General features: G+C 41.5%; 18 protein-coding genes. 10 read left to right on the plus strand and 8 right to left on the minus strand.

Annotation, left to right across the window (positions count from 1 at the left end; all coding sequences use genetic code 11):
* Nucleotides 1–199 precede the first annotated feature (199 nt).
* The gene (locus CWC03_RS16400) at nucleotides 200–730 is read right to left on the minus strand and encodes a DUF3833 domain-containing protein (RefSeq protein ID WP_138582794.1); all 531 of its coding nucleotides are present in this window, start codon (nucleotides 728–730) and stop codon (nucleotides 200–202) included.
* 103 nt (nucleotides 731–833) lie between these two features.
* A complete protein-coding gene (locus CWC03_RS16405; RefSeq protein WP_138582795.1) occupies nucleotides 834–1,358 on the minus strand; it encodes a chalcone isomerase family protein in 525 nt (174 codons plus the stop codon).
* Between the two features lie 143 nt (nucleotides 1,359–1,501).
* Here CWC03_RS16405 and CWC03_RS16410 point away from each other — a divergent pair, with 143 nt between their 5' ends.
* Complete coding sequence (locus CWC03_RS16410; RefSeq protein ID WP_088532761.1) at nucleotides 1,502–1,978, plus strand: GNAT family N-acetyltransferase; 477 nt, start codon at nucleotides 1,502–1,504, stop codon at nucleotides 1,976–1,978.
* Nucleotides 1,979–2,373: 395 nt separating this feature from the next.
* Here CWC03_RS16410 and CWC03_RS16415 read toward each other — a convergent pair whose 3' ends face one another.
* From CWC03_RS16415 to CWC03_RS16430, 4 genes are all read right to left on the minus strand, one after another.
* Nucleotides 2,374–2,649: an Rdx family protein gene (locus CWC03_RS16415; protein WP_138582796.1), complete on the minus strand. Its 276-nt coding sequence runs from the start codon at nucleotides 2,647–2,649 to the stop codon at nucleotides 2,374–2,376.
* A 203-nt stretch (nucleotides 2,650–2,852) separates the two neighbouring features.
* Complete coding sequence (locus CWC03_RS16420) at nucleotides 2,853–4,013, minus strand: aspartyl/asparaginyl beta-hydroxylase domain-containing protein (RefSeq protein ID WP_138582797.1); 1,161 nt, start codon at nucleotides 4,011–4,013, stop codon at nucleotides 2,853–2,855.
* Between the two features lie 17 nt (nucleotides 4,014–4,030).
* Nucleotides 4,031–5,830 carry a 2OG-Fe(II) oxygenase family protein gene (locus CWC03_RS16425; RefSeq protein WP_138582798.1) on the minus strand — a complete coding sequence of 600 codons (1,800 nt, stop codon included), beginning with the start codon at nucleotides 5,828–5,830 and terminating at the stop codon, nucleotides 4,031–4,033.
* 224 nt (nucleotides 5,831–6,054) lie between these two features.
* Entirely contained in the window at nucleotides 6,055–8,898 is a 2,844-nt protein-coding gene (locus CWC03_RS16430) for a TonB-dependent receptor plug domain-containing protein (protein ID WP_138582799.1), read from the minus strand.
* Between the two features lie 280 nt (nucleotides 8,899–9,178).
* Here CWC03_RS16430 and CWC03_RS16435 point away from each other — a divergent pair, with 280 nt between their 5' ends.
* Complete coding sequence (locus CWC03_RS16435) at nucleotides 9,179–9,889, plus strand: LytR/AlgR family response regulator transcription factor (protein WP_138582800.1); 711 nt, start codon at nucleotides 9,179–9,181, stop codon at nucleotides 9,887–9,889.
* Nucleotides 9,890–9,902: 13 nt separating this feature from the next.
* Here the strand turns inward: CWC03_RS16435 and nhaR are convergent, their stop codons facing one another.
* Nucleotides 9,903–10,793 (minus strand): transcriptional activator NhaR, encoded by an 891-nt coding sequence (gene nhaR, locus CWC03_RS16440; protein ID WP_138582801.1) that lies wholly within the window; start codon nucleotides 10,791–10,793, stop codon nucleotides 9,903–9,905.
* 185 nt (nucleotides 10,794–10,978) lie between these two features.
* Here nhaR and CWC03_RS16445 point away from each other — a divergent pair, with 185 nt between their 5' ends.
* Together CWC03_RS16445 and CWC03_RS16450 are read left to right on the plus strand one after the other, a co-directional pair.
* Nucleotides 10,979–11,281 carry a hypothetical protein gene (locus CWC03_RS16445; protein WP_249314058.1) on the plus strand — a complete coding sequence of 101 codons (303 nt, stop codon included), beginning with the start codon at nucleotides 10,979–10,981 and terminating at the stop codon, nucleotides 11,279–11,281.
* Between the two features lie 125 nt (nucleotides 11,282–11,406).
* Nucleotides 11,407–11,832, plus strand: a complete 426-nt coding sequence (locus CWC03_RS16450) for a hypothetical protein (RefSeq protein WP_138582803.1) — start codon at nucleotides 11,407–11,409, stop codon at nucleotides 11,830–11,832.
* Here CWC03_RS16450 and CWC03_RS16455 read toward each other — a convergent pair.
* Nucleotides 11,824–12,723 (minus strand): response regulator, encoded by a 900-nt coding sequence (locus CWC03_RS16455; RefSeq protein WP_138582804.1) that lies wholly within the window; start codon nucleotides 12,721–12,723, stop codon nucleotides 11,824–11,826. The two genes, CWC03_RS16450 and CWC03_RS16455, sit on opposite strands and share 9 nt — an antisense overlap.
* Nucleotides 12,724–12,815: 92 nt before the next feature.
* Between CWC03_RS16455 and CWC03_RS16460 the strand changes: the two genes are divergently transcribed.
* From CWC03_RS16460 to arfB, 6 genes are all read left to right on the plus strand, one after another.
* Entirely contained in the window at nucleotides 12,816–13,616 is an 801-nt protein-coding gene (locus CWC03_RS16460; protein ID WP_138582805.1) for a chromosome partitioning protein ParA, read from the plus strand.
* Nucleotides 13,617–13,817: 201 nt separating this feature from the next.
* A complete protein-coding gene (locus tag CWC03_RS16465; protein WP_138582806.1) occupies nucleotides 13,818–15,089 on the plus strand; it encodes an efflux RND transporter periplasmic adaptor subunit in 1,272 nt (423 codons plus the stop codon).
* Between the two features lie 12 nt (nucleotides 15,090–15,101).
* Nucleotides 15,102–15,791: an ABC transporter ATP-binding protein gene (locus tag CWC03_RS16470; protein WP_138582807.1), complete on the plus strand. Its 690-nt coding sequence runs from the start codon at nucleotides 15,102–15,104 to the stop codon at nucleotides 15,789–15,791.
* A gap of 9 nt (nucleotides 15,792–15,800) precedes the next feature.
* Entirely contained in the window at nucleotides 15,801–17,132 is a 1,332-nt protein-coding gene (locus CWC03_RS16475) for an ABC transporter permease (protein WP_138582808.1), read from the plus strand.
* A 10-nt stretch (nucleotides 17,133–17,142) separates the two neighbouring features.
* Nucleotides 17,143–18,351 (plus strand): ABC transporter permease, encoded by a 1,209-nt coding sequence (locus CWC03_RS16480; protein ID WP_138582809.1) that lies wholly within the window; start codon nucleotides 17,143–17,145, stop codon nucleotides 18,349–18,351.
* Nucleotides 18,352–18,418: 67 nt separating this feature from the next.
* Nucleotides 18,419–18,832, plus strand: a complete 414-nt coding sequence (gene arfB / locus CWC03_RS16485; RefSeq protein ID WP_138582810.1) for an alternative ribosome rescue aminoacyl-tRNA hydrolase ArfB — start codon at nucleotides 18,419–18,421, stop codon at nucleotides 18,830–18,832.
* The last annotated feature ends 314 nt before the right edge of the window (nucleotides 18,833–19,146 follow it).

Consider the following 19,146-nt stretch of genomic DNA (forward strand, 5'->3'; position numbering starts at 1 on the left):
TTCTCGCCGCAATTTCTTGCACTTTACTCAGTAATAAAACTTTTCTATACGGCATTTTTTGTTAAGTATTTACCAGTGTTGAATACTGATTACACTACTAGAATAGCGTTGGATTGTAGTTAAGCCTGTGTATTTGTCTATAAATTGTAGACAAATACACGAGTAAGAAGGTTAAATTGAAGTTGATTTGGCGTAATTATTATTGCCTTTGCATAAAGATTGTGACTTCAGCCATCACAATGCCGAACTTTTCGATATAAGAGCGGTTGATGAGAGTGGTTTGATCAAAAGACCACATCCAATCATCAAAGTGTACTTCATAGCTGGTATCATCAACGGGTAAATCCATTCTATACTGCCAATTCATTGCATTACCGAAAGTTTCACCCGATGCTGAATCGAGAATATCGTCGGCGCGGCCAGAATACTGATTGTCAGCTGCTTTTGTAATAGTCCAAATTCGTGTTTTCACGCCGTCACCGAGCAAATAGTTGAAGGTCTCATCTAAAACAAGCTCAGACTGGTTGTTGATTGAGCCTTTAATATCGACAGTAAATTGCTGGACTAAGTTACCATCTCTGTCTTGGACTATCCCCCATGCTTTTATGTCACCAACAAAAAACTCGTATGGATCGAACTGTGGGCTGAGCGTAGAGTATTTATTACCATCAATGCCGGAACTACAAGCAGATAATAAAAATAGGGTGAGTAACATCAAGATAGTACGCATTGTTTCTCCTTAGATTTGAAAAGTGTTCGAGTGCTGTTGCTGCCGGTATGTCTCGCTGAACAAAATAGCGAACTTAAAATTGAGAAAAAGAGCCATTTAGTGGTCATCGTTTTAAGCCCAAAAGCTCGGATCGCATTGTCGGCTCGGAGGTTTTCTCACTAAGCCAAATGTCGAAAAAGCGAGTAGTAAATTCCGAGTCTTTCACTTCACCAATGAGCTTGTCACCCTCATAAAACTGGGTATAACCCTCAGGTGTTCTTAAACCATATAGCACGGTACCTTCAGAAACGTCAGGAAATATTTTCACCATTTTTGTTAGCCATTGCTCACCTTGGCTTGAATTACTGAACCCTTGCTTTTGCATCTCTTTTAACGAGCGTTTTGCTATCTCTTTGCCATCAAGCGCGCGTAAATAATGTAACGCCAATACAAAAGGCTGTTCTTTAGAGTACACCCCTTGCGGAGCATAAAGGCTGGCGTCGTAAACATCCCAAAATAGATAGGTCATTCGACTTGTTTTACCGACCTGTTGAGGGTTTTCTATAAATTGATTTACAACTTCACTGGTACTTGCGAAACCCTGAGTGCTGAAAAACAACACCAAAAAGGCAAAGATGGTCCTTTGCATATTAACCTCCTCCTCTATAAAAAACTGTTAACCTTATATACGAACGATCTTGAGTGGTTGTTCACTTTACTGCTGCCTGAAAGGTGCTGTCATCCCCCTTTACAATTTGCTAAGCTGGCTAAAACCTTCAATCAGGAGCCATTATGAGTCTTTCAATTCGCCCTGCAGAAGTGGCTGATGCCGCGACGATACTGCACTTTATCAATGAACTTGCAATTTATGAGAAAGAGCCGGATGCCGTGCTCAATACCGTAGAAGAAATAGAGCAAAAACTGTTCGGTAAAGAAGCCAGAGCACACAGCGTTATTTGTGAATTAGATGGTGAAGCAATCGGATTCGCAGTGTATTTCTTTAATTATTCTACTTGGCTTGGCAAGCATGGACTTTATCTTGAAGACTTATATGTGTCACAAGACAAACGCGGTGTTGGCGCAGGTAAAGGGATCATGAAGTACCTAGCAAGACTTGCACTACAAAAGGACTGCGGTCGCTTTGAGTGGGTGGTACTTGACTGGAACAAACCATCAATCGATTTTTATGAAAGCATCGGTGCTAAAGCACAAAATGAATGGATTATTTATCGCCTAACAGGGCAAGAGCTCATCGATTTTGCTGAGTAAGTATAGGGAAGTTTATTGGTTTGTTGGCTATACATTATTTGAAGAGAAACCCCGATCTTTAACAATTGAGCCGAGTAAACATACGTAGAATTTGTACCCAATATTTTTGGTGAACATTGTAATGGTGATTTTTGCTAATAGAAACAGTGATATATCTTTAGAGTGTTCCCCGTATGCACGGGGCTAAACCTGAGTTATTCACGTCTGAATCATGTGCTGTAATTCGTCCATGAAGCAGCATCCCTCACGCATCCATGCGCTCACCTCAGCAGGCTGCAAGGCAGCGGTGACTCCAGATTTCCATTCGGGCCAGTGGAGTTGTTCAGCAATATTCCAGATATTTTTGCCCTTGCCTGTACTCTCGGAGTTAAGCTGCCTCGATCACTGTCTGCTGGTTATTTGTCTACATGACCTAAATCACGCTCAGGATCTAATAAGTCTCTCACTCTTCTTTTGAGTACCTTGGCTTCTGGAAAACCACCATCAGCTTTTCGGCACCAAATTAATGTATCGTTGTAGTAGATTTCGAATACGCCTTTACTTGCTGGTGCAAGTGCAACTTGTTTTAAATCGTCAGAGAAAGTTGAAAGTAATTCTTGTGCGAGCCAAGAAGCTCGCAGCATCCATTGGCAAAGCACGCAATAATGGATTGTAATGAGCGGTTTTTGCATGAGTTTACATTAACTTGAGGATTGTGATTGGATTTTAGCATTGTGATTTATGATGTGGCTAGCATGAAAAAAACGGGGGTCACCCCCCGCAATTATCCAGGGAGACCTCAATTATAAGGTCAGACTTTAAGTTACGGGTTATTCACATAGTAACAACCCCTTTTGTGGTAAGTTGAGGGGGAGACGTGACGAAAATTAGAATTCTAGTGATCGTTTCTATATTGATTCAAAGCTGCGCTTAAATTTTCAACCCAGTGCTGTCTATTTTTAAATTCTGATTGTATAGCTTGGCGTTGGGTTGATGTTAGATCAGGATGCCAAATTGAGAATATAAGTACAATTCTATCACTATCGCTGCCATTATGTGCCATATGCAAATAGGAGTCATCGAAGATGGTGAGTTGATGTTCTGGCCAAGAAACACGCTCGCCGTTGACGTCTAGGTAGCAGTTGTGGGGGATTTTTATGGCTAAATGCACTGTTAAGCTGTGGTTTGAAAGGCCATAATGTGGAGTGATGGTTTGGCCTTTGGCTAATTTAGAGTAAAACACCTCGTATGGAGATGCTGTTAACCCATAGCAAGGTACTTTCTCTAAGGCTTTTTTAAGTATCGGGAAGTATTTTGTCACTGAAACGTCTTCCACACCCTCTTTAAAAAGGGATAACGCTTGCCAGTTGGTACTGTTTGCGAGCATTGGAAATGTGCTTTCATACTCTTTACCCGACAAGTAAGGCGTAAGGTGTGAAGAGGCGGTATCAAAAGCAGCGTGAAACTCTTTGATAATGTCGGGGATCGTAGCGTTAAAACTTTCATACCATGCAAATTGGTCCGCGGGCCAGATAGGGTGGGCTCTTAGATTCGCGACATAAAAAAGGTGTGGAGCTTGGGCTGTTTCAAAAGGTTTACTGCAGTATTGCACCCAGCGACCCGACTCAATGCTTGATGCTGTACCAAGGTTTTTTTCCATACACTGCCAGGCTTTTTGGAAGCGCTCAAGTGTTTGGGGGGCGGTGTTATTGTTGAGTTGAAGCCGTTTAAAGCTACCTGTGAGTGCTTCACATAGGGTATAACATACAAGTGCTGTACTGTCTTCTCCCTTTTTCTCTAATAAATATCCAAGGTACAGATACACTAAGTAGTTTTTGGGGGCCAGAGTAAGACAGTGAAAGTAGGCATTTTCGCTTTCAAGTAATGCTCCAATTTGCTCTAAAATTACAGCAACTCTATAGCTTAGTTCAGCACTTTGAGGATAGCTATCGATTAGCTTCGTTAATAAAAATGGCCAACTATTTTGTGGCTCGCATGCGAGAATTGGCTGTAAAAGTGAGTCGATATTGAGAGGTGGTGTCTCTTCGTTTGTCATTTAAATGGTTTCTCTTTCTATTTATTAAGAACGCCAATATCGAGTGGCAAAGTCATTCGATAGTTATCACCCGTAGGGTTAAATGGCTGTGTTCCATGCCAAAAATAAGAGGGGAAGATCACGATTTGCCCTCGTTGAGGTTTTACGGTTTTGAATGGTGGAAAATCGTAGGGTGGAGCAAGTGGTGGTCGCCCAAATTCAATTACCCCATTGTTGCTATCGTCATTTGGCGTGTTGATATATAAAACTACACTAATCCAACCTGCGGGGTGAATATGACTCACGTGGAAACCTTGCTCCGTCAGTTTGACAGACCATGAGCCTGTGATGCATTTCTCTTTGCGTAAATGTGCTAAAAAGGGATGTACTGGATCTAATTCCAACTTATTAAGGCATTTATCTATATCTCGCAGTAGTTGATCTCGAGCTTTAGAAATGATTTCGATATCTCTATTAAGCAAGCCTCCTGAAATTTGTGTGCCATTTACTAAGGTCTGTTCACTTGGTGCTTGTTTGCCTTGATGAAGTGTTAGTAAGCATGATTCCAATTCTGTAAGAAAGTCTTCAGTGTCTTGAAAGCCGCTCGGAGCGTCTAAGGTTGTTGTCAGAATAAAATCAGGGTTGCATAGAGCTTGGTGCTTTTGTTTATCTGTGGCTTGATACACAACGCTTAGCCAAGCTAATGCAAGTTGTGAGTTGGGCTGCGCTTGCAATACTTTTTCGAGCAGAGATTGTGCGGTACTGAACTCACCAAGCTGGATCGCAAATTTGGCTTGTTCACATATCCTGTCGTAATTAACGACTATCTTATTGGCATTATCGAAATGCTCAAAGGCTGCATTTAGCTCATTGTTTGTGGCTGCCAGACGCCCTCTTAGCGCGAGTAATGCCGCTGAAGTATTGGCGTAACCCGACGCCTGTATACATTCCTCACATAAACTGTACTGATTGGTATTCCAGTAAAGTTCCGCTAGGCACTCTATGAGTTCCAAGCGGTTATTTGTTGACTCCAGCGCGGTTAGTAAACTGGTAGCAAAAAGCTGATGCTGCCCACTTTGCCAGTAAAGCTCGTTAATTGCTTTATGTATGGTTGGATTGTATGGGGCTTGCTTTAATGCCAAATTGTAGGCTTGCTGTGCTTGTTCAAATTGACCATTTGCAAAAAAGCAGTCCCCGAGGTTGTATAGCGGCTCATATTGCTCAGGTGCTTTTTGATTCACAAATTTAAAGCATTGAATTGCTTGGTCAAATTTAGCCTGTAGTTTATAACAAAGGCCTAAATTGTGTATTGCACGAAAGACAATCGGAGAGTGTTGAGGGACTTGTTGATAGTAACTGATCGCTTCACTGAGGTTTCCTCTTGTTTTTTCAACATCCCCGAGTATTTTGGTGAGTTGTCCAGAATCATCTAGAGGTTGTCCTTTGAGAGCCCAATGATTAGCCTTGTCGAGCTGGTTTTTTTCAAGATACAGCAGCGACAAGTTTTTAAGTAAATCTAGATTGTGAGGCTCAGCTTCATAAAGCGCAAGGTAATGGGCCTCTGCTTGGTATAAATCACCTGATAGCCAGTAACATTTGGCTAGATGATTTAAGATTTCAGTTTTAAGTGGGGCGAGTTTAGCCGCATTACTTAATGAGGTTATTGCGCTTTGCCACTCAGCAAGAGATTTATAGCAAATTCCCAATAGGTAATGCAGATCAGGGTGACGCGAGTCAGTATAAGGCTGTAGCTTAGTTAATGCATGTTGGTATTGTTTTTGTTGGATCAATTTGAAGGCATCTTGAACTGCAATTGTAATTTCGGGCGCTTGCTTCATGTTATCTTTCTTAAACGGTCAATTGGACTGAGCTGCATACTTTTTATTTTAGCCAAACTCGACTTAGTTGCGAGTAAAGTGTTGTTATTTTGAAGCTTCGTTGGTTACGAGCTGTTTTGCACTAAACGCGATGGAAAACTTAGTAATTTACTGTAGATAAAGGAACTAATCCGGCAACAACAGAAAAGGGAGCCGAAGCTCCCTAGTCTTTCAGTATCAACTGATTAGAATGTGTACACAGCACTCACGAAGTAACGTGGGCCGATAACGTCATACAACTCTGGGAATGTATTTGCTTGTTGCTGAGCATCACCTAGAGCTGTTGGTTCAGTGTCTAGCACATTTTTAACACCAAATGTTGCCTGTACATGATCCGTGAAGTGATAGCTTGCACTAAGATCAAGGTACCATACAGCTTTAGATGTAGGCACAATTTCGTTTTCGCCAGTGTCATCATCAACTTCACTCATATATCGCACTAGTGCTGACACGCTTAAGTCGCCTGAAGTCCAAGTGAAGCGGTTATTACTTTGAAACTCTGGTCGAGGGGTCAGACATGTGTTACCAAATTTACCTTCACAGTAATTTGTTTCTGTAAAGCCAACACTTGCTGTTTTAAAGTACTCATCAAGAATGGTGTTCTTTGAATTAATACTCAAAGTTGATCCATTCTCGCCGATACCAAAGTCAAGTTCAGTCCTCCAGTTGAAGTTAACGTCATAACCTTTAGTACCAAGTTCAGCGATGTTAGCATTGAGTGCCGTTACAAGGTCTACATTGCCATCAGGACGACGAGTAATCGCTTGACAGAATTCAGAGCTTGGATCTTTAAGCTGGTTGTAACAAATATCTAGAATATTGTTTACGCCACCACCTAGTACATCGATAGCATCATCAATCTGAATATCGAAGTAATCGATGGTTACATCAAAGTTTTCTGTAGGTGTTATAACAAGACCTAGCGTGACTGTTTCCGACGTTTCTTCCTTCAACTCAGGGTTACCGCCAAAGCTCCCTTCGATTTGCGCGTTTGCTTGCTCAAAGACACCAACTTGAGAAGATGCAACACCGTGAGCTTCACAAAGTGCTCTATCCGTTGTGCCTTCCTTAAAACCGTCTACGCTACATGGATCGGTTGCGCTTGGGAAGCCATTTGCAGCACCTTGGAATAGTTCTGAAATGTTAGGTGCGCGCACTGATTCTTGATAACCAGCACGGAACGACACATATTCATTCACTTTCCAGTTTAGCGTTGTTGCAAATGAGGAGACGTTACCAATGTTTGAATAATCAGAGAGGCGCCCTGCAAACCATAATGTAATGTCTTCAGCAAATGCCGCATCCGTCACTAATGGAATGTCGATTTCTGTGAAGATTTCATCAACACTATAACTACCAACTGTTGGTTCGCCAGCGTTAAAGCCCAAAACATCGCCAGACGCCAAGAACTCATCAGGACGGAAACTTGAGTCATCAAAGCGGCTTTCGTAGCCAATTACGAAACCTATCGGCAAATCAGCAGATGGCACGGTAAATGGTAATTCACCAGCAAAATCGACGTGGAAAATTTCTTGTTTGATGTTTGTTACATTAGATGCACCAACGTTGATAAAATCAATCGCCGCTTGCGAAATATTACCTTCACCGAATATATTCAATGGTGCACAACCGCCAGATGTATCTTGACATGCGCTACCGTCATCAGTAACTAAGATCGCTTGTCTGAAGCGTGTTTCAGAAACGTCATTATTAAGTAGGTTTGAGCGGTCTAGTTCAGAGCGACTGTAGTATGCGTTGTAAGCCCAATCACCAATAAAACCATCAACGCCTATTAGCACTCGCATAGCGTTACGCGTATCAATTGATTGGCGTGGACCGTTTTCAACCATACGGCGGCCAATAAACGGTAAAACATAATTTCCGTCTGCATTAAGTGCACTGATCATATTGCCTGTAGGCTCACCGTCCGCGTCAAGTTCAGGTACCAGCGCATTCATTGCGGCTTGAACATCAGCACCAAAGAATGGACTATTGGGGTTGACTTCTAGGTTGCCTACAAATGCAGGAGTTGGAGCCAGCTGTGACGGCACTTCGTTGCGGATGAAAGATAACTCACTATATAAGCGAGTCTCGTCATTGATGTAGTAGTGTGCAAAGGAGTTAAGCGTTAGACGCTCTTGTGGTAGTTGTAGGTAGTTATCAGGGGCATAGTTAAATGCATCGGCTGATGTATACGGTAAGCCTTCACCATTAGGACCAAAACGGCCTAAAGTTGTACCGTTAGGAAGTGTAGGACCTGAGAATACTCGGGTACCAGGAATACCTGATGAACCACCAGGCACTAAACCTGTATCGCCTTCAGTGAGTGTTACGTTAGTAAAATCTCTATCACCCTGAAAGATTGACTCACGTTTGGCGTAACCAATATAAACGGTAGCATTACCTTTACCATCGGCAAAGTTTCCACCTAAGGTAAGGTCAGTGTTGAATTTTTCACCATCACCCTCTTCTGTGATGTCGTATAACGCAGAAATTTCTGCACCTTCAAAGTCATCTTTCAAACGGAAGTTTACAACACCTGCCAGAGCATCAGAACCATATACCGCACCTGCACCACCTGTAATGATGTCTACACCTTCAATAAGAGAAGCGGGAATTGTGTTTAAGTCGACAACACCTGTTTGTGTTGCAGGAACCCAGCGGCGACCATTAACAAGAACAAGAGTACGCTCATCGTCCAAACCGCGTAAGTCAACACGAGCTGTACCATCTCCCGGGTTGTTTGAACTTGGGCCAAAAGAAGGAACTGTCAGCGGTAGTTCGGCAAGCTTTTGCTCTACGTTTAAGTTACCTGACATGGCAAATTCAGATCCGTCTAATTCGATAACCGGTGTTTTAGCAGTTAACGCTACACGTTGAATACGAGAACCTGTAATAGAAATTCTTTCGACTTCTTCATTAGCACCATCAGCTGTTTCTTCGGCTGATGCTTGGATACTTAAACTTCCGCCGATTAGGCACGCGGAAGTGATAAGCATACTTAACTTAGAACGCTTGAATTGTTTCATGATATCCCCTGATAGGTTTGTTTTAGATACCTTCGGCAAGTTTAATAACTCATCACAAAGGCTTATTAGTATCACGACGAAGTTATGACGGAAGCTTGGAATATGCCAGTTGAGATACGTAAGACGATGGGAATCAGTGACGACAGGCGAGAAAAAAAAGATCAAAATTAATTTGCAGATCACATAGTGACAATCTATAACAATAATATGTTAACTATTGTGAAATAGGATACAAAGTATTAGTATCCTTGTTAACCTGTTGATGTGTTTAAGGTGATGAATGAAAAGAGTGACGATCTCTATTCCTAGCTATTTATCTGAGCTTGGCGTCGAAATAAGTACAAAGCTAAAAGAAGTCTCGGTTTGTTCCCAGTTTATTTATTATCAATCCATTGTTGATATTTCAGAAACTATTAGGGCGGGTGAAATCGACTGTTTGTTAATTGATATTTCACATGATATTGACCTGAGACAGCAAGAATTAATCACAAGAAACTTTGACTCTGTGCCAACTATTAAAATAACGACAGGTGTTAAATTAAATACTTCTACAACGATGAGTGTTGATGGTAAAGATACAGAAGGCGCTCTGATCACCAATATTCTTCAGCTGGCAGTTTTGCATTCTAAAGAATCTCCACCAGAGTATGTCCCAAATCAAAGGTTGATTGTAAAAGACTCGGGGCATATTCATGTTATAAAAGTGGAAGACTTAGCTTGGGTTGGTGGTGCGGGAAACTATGTCGAGCTTCATATGATCAATCGGCAGCGCTCAATCTTGCATAGGGACACGATGTCATCAATGGAAAAAAGTCTTAAAACCTTTGGTTTTTCTAGGATCCATAAGTCGTCACTCGTTAACTTAAATGCTATCAGTGAACTTAAGACAAGAGATAATGGAGATTACGACGTTATTCTAGAAAACGGAGATTCACTCCACCTTTCGAGACGTTACAAACAAAACTTGTCCGCTCTATTGCAGCCAACTTAAGCTGACTGTAGCGTCAGCTTACTCCTTTGGCAAAATTGACGAATTCACTGAAGATAGAGTCTTTAATTAATCTATCGGGTGTGAAGGCATAATAGTTTTGATACGTACTTTCGATAGTGCCAACGAGGCAGACATCATAGTGCCGTTGCAATTCTGATTTTATCGAAAGTGGGGCAGGAAAAATGCCAAATCCCTGTTGACCTAACGCTTTCATCAAGGCGCTGTCGTCTACATGCCCTGCGACTTTTATTTCTATATTTTGCTCTTGCAGCCAAAATTGAATTGAGTTCGTTACTGGACTGTGTTTCGCGGGAAGAATGATAGGTTGTGCTTGCAAAGAGTTGGGATAGTTTGCTTTAAGTTTTTCACAACTAGAACTTGAGCCATAAAAGCCGATCTGGCTCTTTCCTATTTCGTGACAAAATACTTTAAATGGTAGATTACTATCAAGTGGCTTGTCCGCTAGTACGATATCGAGTTTATGCATCGCCATCTGAGCCAATAATTCAGATTGCTGACCATCGATACAGTGCAGGTTGGCAACTTGCTCATTTTCTATTAAAGGAGCAAGCCATTTTGACACTAACGATTTTGGAATGGCATCTGAGATGCCTACTTTTAATGTGCGGTGTATGGCTGTTGCACCATCTTGTGTTGTTTCTAACCACTCTTTGGCAATCGAAAACATATCGTCCGCATACTGCTTGGTCAAAATGCCGAAGTCAGTCAACCTGAGTCCTCTTCCTTCTCTTATAAATAGGGGTTTGCCTAATCGATCTTCTAAGCTTGATAGCTGCGCGCTGATTGTTTGAGGCGTCAAATGAAGAACTTTACTTGCACCTGCGATACTGCCTTCATTGCTTACTTGCCAAAAATAGTACAGATGATTGAAGTTTATGTTCATATTGTTCGTAAAAACCTTGCTTTTAGTTAGATATAATCAGCTTTTATCTTTTTTTGAACATTAGTAGATTTGATCTCATGGCGCAAGTAGAAGTTGAGAGAATGTGCTGGGTAGCGTAAGCGTTTTTAATTCGAGTCATTCTAAGTTCAACAAAGTTATATTTGATGCGATTGTCTGAGGTAACGATGAAATTGAACCTTGTTGGTGTAAATGAGCCGATAGCGGTGTCAAGTAAAGTGGCTTTTACTAAAACAATAAATAAAGCGTTGTGCGGCTATGCAAACAATATCCGAAAAATAAATGTACGAATTGAAAAGCAGGTGGACAAGCAGATTGGCAAGTTTACCTTATGCCAAGTTGAGCTTCTATTACCTGGGTTACCTACATTAAAGGTCAAGGCAAAAGGCAGAACTTTGTTGCAGGCGCTAAATCGAGCATTAAGCAATTGCAAGCAAATCTTAAAACAGAAATATTTTAAACTCGGTTAGTTTTAAGTGCCGAGTGATTCCATTCCCAAGCACTTGCAGCGGCAAGGAAGCCGCGCAATTTTTCTTAAAGATTTTCGATAAATTACCGATATGTAGGCCAAAGGAAATCATATTGGCCAACAATAATGAACGTTAACTTTTTAATTCACTCTCCAACTCAACCAGCCGAGAGTCAGGACGAGCTAGAGCCTAAAGCAGAAGAGACTGCTGAGCCTAACCAATTCAGGCTATCAGAAAAAGATATGTCTAAGTTATCTGGAGAGGAGGTAAGAGAGAAGCAGGAAGAAGCTGCACTACCACCTCATATTCAAAAAATGGTTGAAAAGCTAGAAGAGCTCAGAGAGAAAATAAAGGAAGAGCAAAAATTACTCGAAGAGTTAAAAATAAATGACGCTTATTCAGATGAAATGAAAGCGGAGCTAGTTACACAAAAGCTTGAATTTATTTTACGTATGCAGAGTCAAGTTATTGAACTAACCAAAAATATCCAAGAAGCTTTAAAAGAAGCTGGGATAACTGATCCTGGCGTCTTGCTTAAAGCGTTAGCTTAAAAATCCAACCAATAATATTTTACCTTGAGCCATATTTGGACGTTGGCAGCATAAGTCTATCCGCATGTTTGCAGCGGACTTATACAATTGTTTTAACTTAGGAAAAGGTTTAGTGACCAACTGTAGGGTTTTTACTCTTAGGCTCCTTCTTGTTATACTGTCTAGAAATGCATACGACGTAGAGTTTAGTGCTGAGTGGCATGCGGTTAACATGTCGTCGGTGATCTGGTGTTGGTGAATCGCTTCAAATCCCGCCTGATCCGTTAAATTCCCTGTGGATGCTGCGAGCACACAGACAGAATACACATCAAATATTCCGATTGCGCGAACCTTCTGGCTGCTCGGATCTTCGTATGCGACCATAACGCACGGAAGGTTATCGGGAGCATATTCCATTTGCTGCACTTGATAGAGTCTAAGCTCGGTATCAATATGTTTATTCATTAGTTTTTCAAGTTGCCCGACTTGAGGTAAAGGCACGCCTTTATGCAGTGCATGAATTTCTCTTGTTTTGCTGCTTTCTTCCGCGGCTTTGACCAACGGCATGATTTTGCTGTGAAGGTCATCGTCAGCAAACGGCTTTGACAATACAAATGCTGCACCATAATCGAGGGCTAGCTTAATTTGTTCACGGTCGTCGACAGTCGTTACCATCGCCATAGTGACATCCAACTGTTTTTGTTTGATTGCTTTGACGAGAGCAAGTCCTGAAATATCGGGCATATGCCAGTCGGTCAACACAATATCTGGATGCCAAGAACCGATAATTTTTAGTGCTTCTTTTGCACTTTGTGCTTTTTTTATCAACAGCTTACGATATCTAAAACGCACTAAACCGCGACGAATAATCTCAAGCGTTGCGGCACTGTCATCCACGAGCAATATCTTCACACGTTACCACTTTATTGAAAAATATAGATTTATTATAGGCACGATTTTTAACCAATACTAAAATGAAAGTAAGAAAATAACGAGCGCGTAATATGTTTCTAGACAAACTACCTGTTGATGTATTTATCTATATGGCGGTGAATATCGGGCTGCTGATATTAGGTTTTTGGTTTTATATTTTGCTGTTAATTCTCCGAGAATTTAGATTGTTTGCAAAGACTGCTGGGGCTGGGGCATCCGACCCAGAGCAACAGTACCTGCTTCAGCATTGTCGCGATGCAATTAACAAGTCAATGAGGTTTGTCGAAGATAACCAACACACCATTCAAGAATTGGCTAACTTACAAGTTCACTTAGAACAGCAATTAGCAGAGGTTAAACGCTCAACGCAGGATCATATCTCGCCAGAAGAGCAAACTCGCATGGATGATTTAAACAGCAAGTTGCTTAAATCGCATCGGCTAATAAAAAAGCTTCGGGGAGATTTATCGAAAAGTTTAGAGCGACTTAAGCAAACGAGAAGAAAACTATATGACCAATATGAGTCCACGGAAGAATTACAAAAAGAAAATGACACATTAAAACAGCAACTGGAAGCTTCTAGGTCTGTAGGGGGCACGTCCGACCAAGAGCTAGAGCAACTGGTCGCAACCTTTGAAAAAGAACGTCACGATATGTCTCAAACAATTAATGAATACAAAAGACAAATCGCCGAACAAAGTCAGGCTTTGCAACAGTTAATGGTCCAAGAGCAAGAGGTTGAAGATGGTCCAAAACTTCAGGCTATTCAAAAAGAGTTGGAGCAAACCCGAGAAGCACTAGCGCATTTGTCCAAAGAGAAAAAGTTTATAGAAAGCCGATATCTAGAAGTAGTCAAGAATCAAACCAAATAGTTAACAAAGTGTTTTATTTCTCGTGACATTAGTCTTGAGTTTGTGTAAGGTTTAGGCACTTACATTACCTGCTTTGCCTTTAACTTTGAGATTTGTCTCAGTTGAAAAGTGGCGTCAACGCGAGTTGAGCAAATAGCGGTGAAAAGTACTTGTAAAGTGCATATTTCTCAATAACAAAGGCAGTGGTAAAAGGATTGTTTCATGGCCTATATTCCAGATACGAGTGCTCAAGACTCTAAGGTTGAAAAACCTAAAAAAAATAAAATATTAATAGCGGCAGCAAGTTTTTTCATATTAGTTACTGTTTTCTTTTTTGCACCAATTGTTAGTCAATGGGCAAGCGGTCAAACAGCAGTTTCAAGCGATAAAATTCATATCTCAGCGGTTAAACAAGGTGACTTTGTTCGCGATATTTCTGTTCAGGGAAAAGTCGTCGCAGCACGGCGGCCTACTATATATAGCCCTGCCCAAGGAACTGTGACCTATTTAGTTGAATCTGGTGATAGCGTTATTGAAGGTCAAACCCTTGCTGTTATTGATAGCCCAGAGTTAAAAAGCGAGTTCGCACAGCATCAAGCTAAGCTAAATCAGTTAGATACTGAACTTCAGCGACAAATCATTCAAGCTAAAAAACAGGATTTAGCACAGGAAAATTACTTAGGCAAGGCTACCGTTGTTTTGAATGCTGCTAAGCGTGAAATGCGTCGCTCTGAAGATGGTTTAAAAACTCAAGTTGTCAGTGATATCGACTATCAAAAAGCCAAAGATGACCTCGAAAATGCGCTTCGAGAATATCGCCTGGCAATTAAAGAAGTTGAATTGCAAAAAGAAAGTCAGAAGTTTGAGATTCGAACTAAAGAACTTGAACTTGAGGCGCAAAAAGTCAAAGTGGCAGAGCTTGAAAGGCAAGTCGATGCACTTAAAGTCGTCTCACCAGTTGGGGGGCTCGTTGGCAATTTAGTTGTCGAGCAAAAAAATTCAGTGGCTAAAAACCAACCACTGCTAAGCGTAGTCGATCTTTCTAAATATGAGATAGAGGTGCAAATACCAGAGAGCTATTCAGATGATCTGGCATTAGGAATGTTAGCCGAGGTGAATCTCAATGGTGAGGTTTACAGCGGCGAGATAGTTGCGATTTCTCCAGAAATCGAAAACGGCCGCGTAGCGGGAAAAATTCGCTTTAGAGACGACAGCATTCAGGGATTAAGACAAAACCAAAGGCTAACAAGTCGAATTGTACTCGAACAAAAAGAAAATATTGCCTACCTACCACATGGCCAATATTTGGAGGCCTATAACGGACAGTTTGCTTATGTGGTCAAAGAAGGCACGGCTATCAAAACGCCGATAAAGATTGGATTGAGAAGTATTGGACAAGTAGAAATATTATCGGGGCTTAATATCGGCGATCAGGTTATCACCTCTGACGCACGAATTTTTAAAGACGCTCCCAGTGTAAAAATAATTCAATAAAGGAGCTGCAAAATGCTATCCATGCGTCACCTATCAAAAGCTTATTATACAGACACAATAAAAACTCAAGCTTTGCAGCCATTTGACTTGAGTATAGAGCAAGGAGAGTTTGTCGCGGTCATTGGCCCCTCCGGTTCTGGTAAAACGACCTTTCTAAATATCACTGGCTTATTGGAGGACTTCTGCGATGGCAGTTATGAGCTGGATGGAGTCAATGTTGAAAAGCTAAGCGATAAGGCGAAGTCAAAGCTACGTAACGAAAAAGTGGGATTTATTTTCCAAAGCTTTAATTTAATTCCAGAGCTAAATCTTTACGATAATGTCGACATGCCCTTACGCTATCGCAAATTATCATCAAAAGCGCGCCACGAGCGGATCATGGATGCGTTGAATAAAGTGGGTCTTGCATCACGCAAAGCGCATTACCCATCGCAACTTTCTGGAGGTCAACAGCAACGGGTAGCGATTGCTCGAGCGATAGCTGGTAAGCCGTCCTTTCTACTTGCCGATGAGCCAACGGGCAACTTAGACAGTAAAATGGCCGATGGCATTATGGAGCTGCTGAAAGATATCAATGCGCAGGGAACAAGTATTGTGATGGTGACTCATGACGCTCAACAAGCGGCGAAAGCTCAGCGTATTATTGAAATCCGTGATGGTATGTTGAGCGAGAGAAAGAACTACGATAAGGCCATTGCTTAAGGATAAGTTATGTTTAGTTACTATCTTAAATTAACGTTTATCTCATTGCGGAAAACGCCTTTTTTATCGTTGTTAATGATCATGACAATTGCGATTGGAATTGGCGCAGCAATGACAACTTATACAGTGAGTTATCTGCTACAAAAAGATCCGATCCCTACAAAAAGTGATCGCTTGTTTAATGTTCGATTGAATAGCTACGGTCCAGATAAGCCGTTCAATATCTCCCAAGGAAAAGAAGTTCCACCTTTTATTCTTACCTATCAAGATGCAATAAATCTGCAAAAAGCGAAACAGGGCGTTAATCAAACGCCTCTAGGTAGTTTCAAAATGATGACTCGCACCACAGAGCAGTCAATCACTGAAGCAAAAATGACCCCAATTAGAAGTGCATACCGTGACATGTTTAATATGTTTGAGGTGCCGTTTAAATTTGGTGGTGCATGGGATGAGGTGGCCGATCAGGATGGGCTGCAAGTTGCGGTGATCAGTAGCGAGCTGAACGATAAGTTATTTGGTGGAGAAAACTCCGTCGGTAAGTCATTGCTCATAGGGAATTTACAGTATCGAGTGGTTGGTGTTACTGACGATTGGTATCCTATCCCCAAGTTTTTTGATTATAGAACTCGTGCATTCAACAAACCTAGAGACGTTATTGTCCCATTCCAAACGCAAATCAATAACGAGTTGTGGACGGGCTCTGATGTGTCTTATCAGTGTTGGAAAGAACCCGCCGACGACTCATTTACGGCAATTTTAGCGTCTGAATGCGTCTGGGTTTCGTATTGGGTTGAATTAAACTCTGCGGCAGAGCGTAATAATTACATGGACTTTTTGGTTAATTACTCGATGGAACAAAGACAGTATGGTCGATTTTTACGAGAGCCTTTACATCAGTTGTTTAATGTAAAGGAGCAATTAATTGAAAGAAAAATTATCAAAGATGATGGCAATGTAGCGGTGTGGCTTGCATTTGCATTTCTTGCAGTCTGCTTGCTTAACTGTATGGCTATGATGGTCGCAAAATTTCATGGCAAAGCTGGTGAAGTTGGGCTACGTAGAGCGGTTGGGGCTTCTAAGCAAGATATTATCACTCAGTTTACTGTTGAGACCTGTATTATTGGACTATTGGGCGGGATAATTGGGCTGTTATTTGCGCAAATTGGTTTGAGTGTCACTGCGCAATTATACAGCCATCTTTATGCTGAGATGCTTGAGATGACCGCAGGTATAGTCATCATGACGATTGTATTGGCTGTGACGAGTGCTGTGACTTTTGGTTTGCTACCGACTTTACATGCGGCAAAAGTACAACCATCTAGTCAGCTAAAAAGCCTGTAGGAGCATGACCATGAGAGATTTATTGCCAATTTTAAAAACCTTAAACAAAAATAAGGCTTCTCCGCTACTACTGATATTGCAAATTGCGCTGACATTTACAATTTTGGTTAATGCCATTTATATGATGGTACTTAAAGAGCAAGAGTTGGTGCAACCGACAGGGTTAGCCGAAAGCCAGTTGTTCAGTTTTAGAACTCATTTTGAAGGTAGCGATGAAGAAAAAAATGCAGCCCTTGATACTGACCTTGCCGATATCCGTGCACTAACCAGTGTTGAGAGTGTAAGTACGATTACTAGTATGCCGCTTACTAACTGGGGTCGCTCGCTAGATGTTGGTTTAACTCCTGCGGAAGATGAAAGGATAACTCACGCAGGCTACTATGGTTCGGATGACACCATCGTAGATACGCTTGGACTACGAGTGGTTGCGGGTAGAAACTTACAACATAATGATGTGGTACACGCCTATTTTGATGGCCATACGGAATCAGCCAGCGTGTTAGTTTCGCAGGACTTGGCACATAAAATTCGTCCTAACGATTGGCGCAGTGTGATTGGAGAAACTATTTATGTTGAATCTGTACCGCAAAAGGTTGTGGGTATCGTCGAAACTATGAAGTCACCTTGGCGGTTTTGGTACGCTTACGATATGACCGTAATAAGTTCGGTTAGAGAACATTATGAAGAAAGCATCATAGTAGTAAAAGCAAAGCCTGGCCAAAGAGAAGTTGCAATGGATGAGGTTCAAGCCTTAATGCTTAAAAAGCCTGGTCGCCAACTTGATGCCTTTAAATCCTTCGAGCAAATAAAAACGGAAAACTTACAAGCGGATTATGCGGTGAGCCAAACATTAAAAGCGGTGATCGTAGCTCTGGCATGCGTAACTATGCTGGGAATTTTTGGCCAAGCAAGGTATACCGTTTATAAGCGTCGCAAGCAAATCGGAACTCGTCGTGCGCTTGGGGCAACTCAGACCGATATTCTACGTTACTTTATGATTGAAAATGCAGTGGTGTCTTTATTTGGCATTACATTGGGCATAATCATCGCAATCACTGCGAACATTTATTTGGTCAATTACTTTGGGCTTACCAGTGTACCCGGTGATTATTTGATTGCAGGTGCGATAGTAATGTTGCTCGCGGGTCAGTTGGCGGTTACTTACCCTGCAATGGTTGCTGCAAGAGTGCCGCCAGCTATCGCAACTCGTACAGCATAGCTACACGCTTGCTATTTCAAGCCTTCAGTTACTTTGCTAAAATGGCAGACGGAGGCTTGAAATTACTATGCTTAAAATCTCAAATAATGTCACTCTAGCAGAGTGGGAAATCGATATTTCCGCTATTCGCGCCCAAGGTGCGGGTGGACAAAACGTTAATAAAGTCTCCAGCGCCATTCATCTTAGGTTCGATATCAACCGCTCAACACTGCCTGACTTTTATAAAGCGCGTCTACTTGCACTTAAAGACTCTAGAGTGACCAAAGAGGGTGTCATTGTACTTAAAGCTCAGAGTTTTCGTACCCAAGAGAAAAATAAGGAAGATGCTTTGGAGCGGCTAAAAACACTGATCCTTGCAGCTACCAAAGTTGAAAAAACACGCAGAGCAACCAAGCCAACAAAAAGCTCGCAAAAGAAACGCCTGAATCAAAAGACCAAACGTGGCCAAACCAAATCACTGAGGGGCTCAGTGAATTGGTAAAGTGCCTAATCAAATTTCATGCTATTTCTTTTTCAATTCAAAGTACCTAAATAACCTGAGGTTTGGATAAGGAATGCGCTCTCTCATTGTTTTTAAGCTCACATTAAATTATTTCCTTTTCTTGCCATTGGACACCTCTAGTTGAGTGGTGACAATACCATCTGAAATCGTGTCCGGATTTACTGAACCACAACACCACCACACGTAATAGTCTATAAAGTAAGACTAAGGAAAGAGAAATAAAAGACAGGTGCAACTTTATGCATGGCGCCTTTTTGCTAATTTAGGGAATGAGTCGCATATTTAATACTAGC

Source organism: Pseudoalteromonas sp. S2755 (assembly GCF_005886535.1).
GTDB lineage: Bacteria > Pseudomonadota > Gammaproteobacteria > Enterobacterales > Alteromonadaceae > Pseudoalteromonas.

Coding starts and splice junctions, on each gene's coding strand:
- CWC03_RS16420 (WP_138582797.1), bottom strand. CDS start 4,013: ATGACAAACGAAGAGACACCACCTCTCAATATCGACTCACTTTTACAG.
- CWC03_RS16415 (WP_138582796.1), bottom strand. CDS start 2,649: ATGCAAAAACCGCTCATTACAATCCATTATTGCGTGCTTTGCCAATGG.
- CWC03_RS16480 (WP_138582809.1), top strand. CDS start 17,143: ATGAGAGATTTATTGCCAATTTTAAAAACCTTAAACAAAAATAAGGCT.
- CWC03_RS16405 (WP_138582795.1), bottom strand. CDS start 1,358: ATGCAAAGGACCATCTTTGCCTTTTTGGTGTTGTTTTTCAGCACTCAG.
- nhaR (WP_138582801.1), bottom strand. CDS start 10,793: ATGAACATAAACTTCAATCATCTGTACTATTTTTGGCAAGTAAGCAAT.
- CWC03_RS16450 (WP_138582803.1), top strand. CDS start 11,407: ATGAACGTTAACTTTTTAATTCACTCTCCAACTCAACCAGCCGAGAGT.
- CWC03_RS16460 (WP_138582805.1), top strand. CDS start 12,816: ATGTTTCTAGACAAACTACCTGTTGATGTATTTATCTATATGGCGGTG.
- CWC03_RS16400 (WP_138582794.1), bottom strand. CDS start 730: ATGCGTACTATCTTGATGTTACTCACCCTATTTTTATTATCTGCTTGT.
- CWC03_RS16445 (WP_249314058.1), top strand. CDS start 10,979: ATGAAATTGAACCTTGTTGGTGTAAATGAGCCGATAGCGGTGTCAAGT.
- CWC03_RS16465 (WP_138582806.1), top strand. CDS start 13,818: ATGGCCTATATTCCAGATACGAGTGCTCAAGACTCTAAGGTTGAAAAA.
- CWC03_RS16435 (WP_138582800.1), top strand. CDS start 9,179: ATGAAAAGAGTGACGATCTCTATTCCTAGCTATTTATCTGAGCTTGGC.
- CWC03_RS16425 (WP_138582798.1), bottom strand. CDS start 5,830: ATGAAGCAAGCGCCCGAAATTACAATTGCAGTTCAAGATGCCTTCAAA.
- CWC03_RS16430 (WP_138582799.1), bottom strand. CDS start 8,898: ATGAAACAATTCAAGCGTTCTAAGTTAAGTATGCTTATCACTTCCGCG.
- CWC03_RS16470 (WP_138582807.1), top strand. CDS start 15,102: ATGCTATCCATGCGTCACCTATCAAAAGCTTATTATACAGACACAATA.
- CWC03_RS16410 (WP_088532761.1), top strand. CDS start 1,502: ATGAGTCTTTCAATTCGCCCTGCAGAAGTGGCTGATGCCGCGACGATA.
- arfB (WP_138582810.1), top strand. CDS start 18,419: ATGCTTAAAATCTCAAATAATGTCACTCTAGCAGAGTGGGAAATCGAT.
- CWC03_RS16475 (WP_138582808.1), top strand. CDS start 15,801: ATGTTTAGTTACTATCTTAAATTAACGTTTATCTCATTGCGGAAAACG.